6 protein-coding genes are annotated in these 6,688 nt (G+C 71.5%); 3 read left to right on the top strand and 3 right to left on the bottom strand.

The genetic code is table 11. The features are described from left to right. Positions 1–1,362: 1,362 nt before the first annotated feature. From FGE12_RS27625 to fumC, 3 genes are all read right to left on the bottom strand, one after another. Positions 1,363–2,274, bottom strand: coding sequence for a DUF952 domain-containing protein (locus FGE12_RS27625; protein WP_153869624.1), 912 nt, complete (start codon positions 2,272–2,274; stop codon positions 1,363–1,365). Between the two features lie 8 nt (positions 2,275–2,282). Further along, entirely contained in the window at positions 2,283–2,894 is a 612-nt protein-coding gene (gene clpP, locus FGE12_RS27620) for an ATP-dependent Clp endopeptidase proteolytic subunit ClpP (RefSeq protein WP_153869623.1), read from the bottom strand. A gap of 110 nt (positions 2,895–3,004) precedes the next feature. Further along, positions 3,005–4,402: a class II fumarate hydratase gene (gene fumC, locus FGE12_RS27615; RefSeq protein WP_194798338.1), complete on the bottom strand. Its 1,398-nt coding sequence runs from the start codon at positions 4,400–4,402 to the stop codon at positions 3,005–3,007. Between the two features lie 201 nt (positions 4,403–4,603). Between fumC and FGE12_RS27610 the strand changes: the two genes are divergently transcribed. The 3 genes from FGE12_RS27610 to FGE12_RS27600 all read left to right on the top strand — a co-directional run bounded on the left by FGE12_RS27610 (position 4,604) and on the right by FGE12_RS27600 (position 6,560). Next, positions 4,604–5,074 carry an MOSC domain-containing protein gene (locus FGE12_RS27610; RefSeq protein ID WP_194798337.1) on the top strand — a complete coding sequence of 157 codons (471 nt, stop codon included), beginning with the start codon at positions 4,604–4,606 and terminating at the stop codon, positions 5,072–5,074. Between the two features lie 116 nt (positions 5,075–5,190). Beyond that, the gene (locus FGE12_RS27605) at positions 5,191–6,006 is read left to right on the top strand and encodes a hypothetical protein (protein WP_153869621.1); all 816 of its coding nucleotides are present in this window, start codon (positions 5,191–5,193) and stop codon (positions 6,004–6,006) included. 125 nt (positions 6,007–6,131) lie between these two features. Further along, positions 6,132–6,560 (top strand): hypothetical protein, encoded by a 429-nt coding sequence (locus tag FGE12_RS27600; RefSeq protein ID WP_153869620.1) that lies wholly within the window; start codon positions 6,132–6,134, stop codon positions 6,558–6,560. Positions 6,561–6,688: the final 128 nt, after the last annotated feature.

Raw genomic sequence — 6,688 nt, 5'->3', positions numbered from 1 at the left:
TCGCCAGTGCGAGGGGGGCGATGCTTCTAACCCTGGCGCTTTCGCCTGTCAACCACTCCGCCCGTCCTGCCCGCCCGTCCCTGCCGCCCGCTTTCGGGCGGGGCGCGGCTTCTACTTCAGCGCGCCCTTCTTCGTCAACCGCTTCGTTTCGCAGTCAACTTCCCGCTCTGCGTCGCACCTTCGTGCACTCTGCGGCGGGGCGCGGCTTCTGCTTCGTTGCCGCGTCTTGTGTCAACCTCTACTTCGCCGCCTTTATTTCCGCTGCGCCTTTCGGCGTCCAGCTTCTTTTGGGCGGGGCGCGGCTTCTACTTCCTCGCCGTGCCTCCTGTCAACCGCTTCGTTTCCGCTCTTCATTCCGTCCGCCGCGCTTCTCTGCGGCTCGACTTTTCTCGGGGCGGGGCGCGGCTTCTAACTTCCTGCCGGCCTCTTCGTCAACCGCCTTTTTCGGGGTCGACTCTCTCGCTTCGGACCGCCGTGCTGCCCTCGGTCCGCTGCGCAGTGGGCGGGATCTAACTTCCCGTCCGGTCTTCGTCAACCGCTTTTCCATCCGTCGTTTCCGCCGGAGGGGCCGCCGGTTTCCCGGATGCCGCGGTCGCTGCTTCAGCTCGATTCAGACTGTCAAGGAACGCTCCCCGGCGCTGTCGCCCGAGAGACCTCCGCGAGAAGGTGGGCGGCTTCTACGCTCGGCCTCGCGGGGGGTCAACAATTCTTTTTCCAGGATCTGATCCGGGGAGCGTCAGGCCGCCCTGGGCGCCGCCGGAGGGGGCGGCCTGATCCGCCTCTCGCTCCTCGGAGAATGCTCCTGGCTGAGCACCTTCCGGGAGGGCCCAGGGCGGTAGCGCTGATCGCCGACACCTCCGGGAGCGCCTGATCGGGGTGGACGGCAGCGGGCGCCGTGGGAGGTGGCGCGGTGCCTTCCCCGATGGGTCGTCGCAGTCCCGGGAGGAATCGGGGGTGTTCTGCGCCTGAGGGTGCTCGACAGCGGCATCCCGAAGAAGGCCCATCGTCGGGAGAGCGCCTCCGCGAGGCGCATGACCGCTCAGGGCGAAGCTCTCCTGGCGCCGGCCACTGTCCGGGGCACCCAGCGGGAAACGCGAGTCGCAGCTGGGGCCGATACCGCCTGGAGCACGGGGGCGGCGGCGAGGAGCGGGTCTCGAGAGCGCTCGCCTCCGCGTGGCCCGCTGTCCCCGGACGTGGGCTCCGTCCGTATCCGAAGCGTCATGCGCCGGGCGGGCGTGCGAGGCGGGAGGCCATGCCTTCCGGCGCTGTGACCCGCGACGCCCTGGTGAGCGGAGCGCCCGGACGCGCTCGCGGGCACGGGGTGCCGTCGAGCGGCGCCTCCCCTCGCTCCCGCTCCGCGCCTCAGGTGCCCCCGCCCCATCCGGATGGGAGGGCCATTTGCTTGGCAATCGTGCGCGCTGCCTCGGCGCCCTCGAGCCGCTCGACCAGGTGCAGGCCCACGTCCAGGCCGCAGGTCCCCCCCCCTCCCGTCACCCGCTGGCCGGAGTCGACGAGTCGCGCCTCGACCGCCTCCACGCCCAGGGCCCGCAGCTCCTCGAGCGCGCGGGCATGGGTCGTCGCACGGTGTCCCCGCAGCTTCCCCGCCGCGGCGAGCAGGAGCGACCCCGTGCACACGCTGGCGAGCAGGCGGTTGTCCGGAACCTCTGCGAGCCACTCCCGGAGCGGAGCGTCCTCCACGAGGGCTCGGGTCCCGGGGCCCCCCGGAACCACCACGACGTCGTACGCGTGGAGGGGCGGGCGGACGCGCTCCACCTCGACGCGCGCGCCGCTCTGGGCCCAGACGACGGGCCCCGTGTAGCCCACCACCTCGCAGCTCGCCGAGGGGTCGATGCCCATCGAGCGGATGCGGGAGAGCGGGTCGAGCACCGCGACCAGGTCCAGCAGCGTCATCCCCTCGAAGGCGACGAGCGCGAAGCGGGTCCCGGTGACGCGGTCAGGCCCTGCCGCAGCCACCTCCGGAGCGAGCCGCGCGCGGATGGCGTCGCGCGGGAGGGGCCCGTGGATGTGAGGCATGGGGCCGCGCGGGGTGAGAGCCTCCTCCACGCGGACGTCGAGCCGGCGCGGGTCCACCTGCAGCGCGGTGAGGGGCGTGCCGGGAGCGAAGTACAGGCGCGCGCTCTCGAGGAGCGCGGGTCCGTAGGAGGCGTGGATGAAGCCTTCGCGGGCGAGCGAGGGCGGGGCATAGGGCGCCCCGCTCTCCTGCTCCAGCCCTGCAGCGGCTGCGCTGGGCAGCAGGTGGTAGAGCCAGCGCAACGGCCGGGTCAGCGGGACTCGGTGGGGGTGGGCGGCGCGAAGGGCTGGCGCTCGACCACCTCGTCGATGATGCCGTACTGGCGCGCGTCCGCTGCGCTCATGAAGTAGTCGCGCTCGGTGTCCTTCTCGACGCGCTCGATGGCGTGGCCCGTGTGCTTCACGATGAGGCCGTTGAGGTACGAGCGCAGGCGCAGGATCTCCTTCGCCTGGATGTCGATGTCCGTGGCCTGGCCCTGCGCACCGCCGAGGGGCTGGTGGATCATGATGCGCGCGTTGGGCAGCGCGTAGCGTTTGCCCTTCGCCCCGGCCAGCAGCAGCAGCGCGCCCATGGAGGCGGCCTGGCCCACGCAGATGGTGGCCACCGGCGGGCGCACGTACTGCATGGTGTCGTAGATCGCGAGCCCCGCGGTCACGCTGCCGCCCGGGCTGTTGATGTAGAGGCTGATGGGCTTCTCGGGGTCCTCGCTCTCCAGGAAGAGGAGCTGCGAGACGATGACGTTGGCCACGTCATCGTTCACCGGGGTGCCCAGCATCACGATGCGGTCCTTGAGGAGCCGGCTGTAGAGATCGTAGGCCCGCTCGCCGCGGTGGGTGTTCTCGATGACGTAGGGGATGTTCATGGCTCCCCTACGCTAACCGTCCCCCGCGCCGGATGCGCGCCCGTTGTGCAGCAGTGGGGCCGGGCCGTGCGCTGGACCACGCTTGGCCCGCCCCCCTGCCCGCTCGGCTGCTAGAGGTTGCCGGTCATCTTCTCCGGGCGCACCCACTGGTCGAACTGCTCGGCAGTGAGCAGCCCGAGCTCGACCGCGACCTCCTTGAGGGTCTTGCCCTGCTTGTGGGCGGTCTTCGCGATCTTCGCCGCGTTGTCGTAGCCGATGTGCGGGTTGAGCGCGGTGACGAGCATGAGCGAGCGCTCGAGGTTCTCCTTGATGCGCGGCATGTTCGGCTCGATGCCCACGGCGCAGTTGTCGCGGAAGCTGCGCGCCCCGTCTCCGAGCAGCCGGCAGCTCTGCAGGAAGTTGTGGATCATCAGCGGCTTGTAGACGTTGAGCTCGAAGTTGCCCGAGGCGCCGCCGAGGCTGATGGCCACGTCGTTGCCCATCACCTGCGCGCAGAGCATGGTCATCGCCTCGCACTGGGTGGGGTTCACCTTGCCCGGCATGATGGAGCTGCCCGGCTCGTTCTCCGGGATGGTGATCTCGCCCAGGCCCGAGCGGGGGCCGCTCGAGAGCCAGCGGATGTCGTTGGCGATCTTGAAGAAGGCGGCCGCGAGCCCCTTGAGCGCGCCGTGCGCCTGCACCACGGCGTCGTTGGCGGCGAGCGCCTCGAACTTGTTGGGGGCGGTGACGAAGGGCAGGCCGGTGAGCTGGGCGATCTCCTTCGCCACGCGCTCGGCATAGCCCTTGGGGGCGTTGAGGCCGGTGCCCACGGCGGTGCCGCCCAGGGCGAGCTCGCACAGGTGCGGCAGCACGCGCTCCAGGTGGCGCAGCGCCTGGTCGATCTGCGCGACGTAGCCGCTGAACTCCTGGCCGAGGGTGAGCGGGGTCGCGTCCTGCAGGTGGGTGCGGCCGATCTTCACCACGCTCTCGAAGGCCTTCGCCTTTTGCGCGAGCGTCTCGCGCAGCGCCTTCACCTGGGGCACCACGCCGCGCACCACCGCCTCCACCGCCGCGACGCTCATCGCGGTGGGGAACACGTCGTTGGAGCTCTGGCCCTTGTTGACGTCGTCGTTGGGGTGCACCTTGCGCGACTCGCCGCGCTCGCCGCCCAGCAGCTCGGAGGCGCGGTTGGCCAGCACCTCGTTCACGTTCATGTTCGTCTGGGTGCCGCTGCCCGTCTGCCAGACGATGAGGGGGAACTCCTCGTCGTGCTTGCCGGCGAGCACCTCGTCCGCCGCCTTCACGATGGCCTCGCCGCGCTCCTTGGCGAGCGTGCCGTTCTCCACGTTCACGATCGCCGCCGCCTTCTTCACCAGCACGAGCGCGCGGATGAGCGCCAGGGGCATGCGCTCGGAGGAGATGTCGAAGTTCTGGCGGCTGCGCTGCGTCTGCGCGCCCCAGAGGCGGTCGGCGGGGACCTCGATGGGGCCGAAGGTGTCCTTCTCGATGCGAACGTTCTTGGTGCTCACGGTGGGAGCCTCCCTGAAAAGGTATTGGACGCCTGGCGCCATAACACGCCGCTCCCGGCCCGGGCGGTCCCTCTGGCGCGCCGGGTGCCTGCGCCGAACGCTCGGGGCATGAGCAGAACTCATCGCGGCTGGCGGCCCGCCGCACCCGCGCCGGGCAGGCAGGCTGCGCCCGCGGCCCGTGCGCTAGCCTCGCGCGAAGCGATGAGCTCCCCTGCCCCCGACCTCCCCCGCGTCCGCGCGCTGCTGCTGGCCCAGGAGCGCGGCACCCCGATGCGCCGCGTGCCCGAGGCGCTCGCGCTCGCCGGGCAGGGCTTCGCGGGCTGCCGCCACACGCGCCGCGCGCTCGGGCACAAGCGCCAGCTGCTGCTGTTGGACGAGGCGTCGCTCGCGCAGCTGGGGCTCGAGGTGGGGCAGCTCAAGGAGAACGTGGTCGTGGCGGGGCTCGCGCTGCAGGCGCTGCCGCCGGGGCAGCGGCTCGCGCTGGGGCCCGAGGTGCGCGTGGAGCTGAGCGAGCCGTGCGTGCCCTGCTGGAAGCTCGATGCGCTGCGGCCCGGCCTCCTCCAGGAGAGCTGGGGCCGGCGCGACCAGCACGCGCGCGCGGTGCTGGGAGCCGTGCTCTTGCTCGACGTCAACCCGGACGCGCCGCGGCCCATCGTCCCCAAGCTGCCCTGACGCGAAGGGCCCGGGCGCCCTGCCCCATTGCCCCGGGAGGGGAAGATCCGCTAGCAACGCGGGACGGCGGCGCATCCTGGCGCCCCCGTTTCCGGATTCCCGAGGGGGGAGAGGCAATGCAGAAGAAGGTCCTGATTGGCGTAGGCGTGGGCTGTGGCGTGGTGCTGCTGCTCATCGTGGGCGTGGTGGTGGCTGGCGGCCTGTACGTGAAGCACAAGGTCGAGGACACCACGGCGGGGCTCTCGCGCGTGAACGAGCAGCAGGCGTCGCTCGCCGCGCTCGACAAGCGCTTCCCCTTCAAGGACCCCGGCGAGGACGAGCTGCTCAAGCTCGACGAGAAGCGGCTCGAGGCCTACTTCGCCATCCGCGAGGAGGCGCTGCCGGTGTTCAAGTCCTACGAGGAGAAGAGCAAGGCCTTCGAGAAGAAGCACGGGAAGGCGGACTCCGAGCACGTGGACCTCGGCGCGAGCATGGAGGCGATGAAGATCCTGGGCGGGCTCGTGGCGGACATGCGCGCCTCCTACATCTCGAGCCTCGAGAAGCACGCGATGTCCCCGCGCGAGTTCCACGCCATCACCCGCACGCTCTACTCGACCTACGTGGCCGGGGCGATGCAGGGCCTGCAGGCGGCGACGGCGGCGCAGCGCGGCACGCTGGAGAAGGAGCTCGAGGCGCTCGACACGAAGCTCGAGGACGAGAAGCTGGACGACGAGACGCGCACCGGGCTGCAGGCCCAGCGCGATGCGATCCAGCAGCAGCTGGACGCGGCGGACCAGATGGTCGCCGAGCAGGCGCCCCCCAGCGAGAAGTCGCGCGAGGCGCTCGCCGCGAACACCTCGCTGCTGGAGAAGAACAAGGAGCGCATCCAGAACGCCGCGAACCCCGCGTTCGACGTCTTCCTCTTCAGCAACGACGAGGACCCGGGCCAGTAGCCCCACAGGCACCTGCATGCGCCGCTGGGCATCCAGCGGCGCTGACGCTTTCCCGCGGCAGCGAATGGGGTGGCCGCCGCGGGGAAGACCGGGTCTCCTACGGAGCTCCACCCCTGGAGGAATCCATGCGTCACCTGCTTCGCTCCTGCGTCGTTTCCATCGCCCTGCTCGGTGCAGTGGCCTGCGGCCCCGACAGCGCGCCCGCGTCCACCCAGAGCGCCGTAATCGAGGGTCAGGGCGACCTGCTCACCGGCGCCGACGGCGGAAGCTCCGGCAAGGTCGTCGTGTGCCACATCCCGCCCGGCAACCCCGCCAACGCGCACACCATCGTGGTGGGCGCGCCCGCGGTGGCGGCGCACCTGCGCCACGGCGACTCGCTGGGCGAGTGCTCCACCCCGGGGGGGGGCGGCGGCAACACCCCGGACGGCGGGGGCAACGGCGGCGGCGGTGGCGACCAGTGCCAGGCGGCCGAGGCGGCCTGCTCGGACACGGCCCACTGCTGCGCCGGGCTCGCCTGCAACGAAGCGGGCGTCTGCGTGACGGTGATCAACTAGGCCACCCCGGCGAGGGCTCGCGCGCGGCCGCCGCATCGCCCGCGCGGGCCGCGCTGCCCTGGCCCCGCCCGCGAGGGCCTCACTTCACCGCTGCGCCTGACCCCGTGCGCGGGGTCGCTCCGGCCGCC

The sequence above is a fragment of the Aggregicoccus sp. 17bor-14 genome, assembly GCF_009659535.1.
GTDB lineage: Bacteria > Myxococcota > Myxococcia > Myxococcales > Myxococcaceae > Aggregicoccus.
Note: the sequence above shows the minus strand (reverse complement) of the source record. Positions and strands in the feature narration are given on the sequence as shown.

What these genes read in the sequence shown, in the direction of transcription:
- clpP (WP_153869623.1), bottom strand. Translation starts at nt 2,894, where the DNA reads ATGAACATCCCCTACGTCATCGAGAACACCCACCGCGGCGAGCGGGCC.
- FGE12_RS27610 (WP_194798337.1), top strand. Translation starts at nt 4,604, where the DNA reads ATGAGCTCCCCTGCCCCCGACCTCCCCCGCGTCCGCGCGCTGCTGCTG.
- FGE12_RS27605 (WP_153869621.1), top strand. Translation starts at nt 5,191, where the DNA reads ATGCAGAAGAAGGTCCTGATTGGCGTAGGCGTGGGCTGTGGCGTGGTG.
- FGE12_RS27600 (WP_153869620.1), top strand. Translation starts at nt 6,132, where the DNA reads ATGCGTCACCTGCTTCGCTCCTGCGTCGTTTCCATCGCCCTGCTCGGT.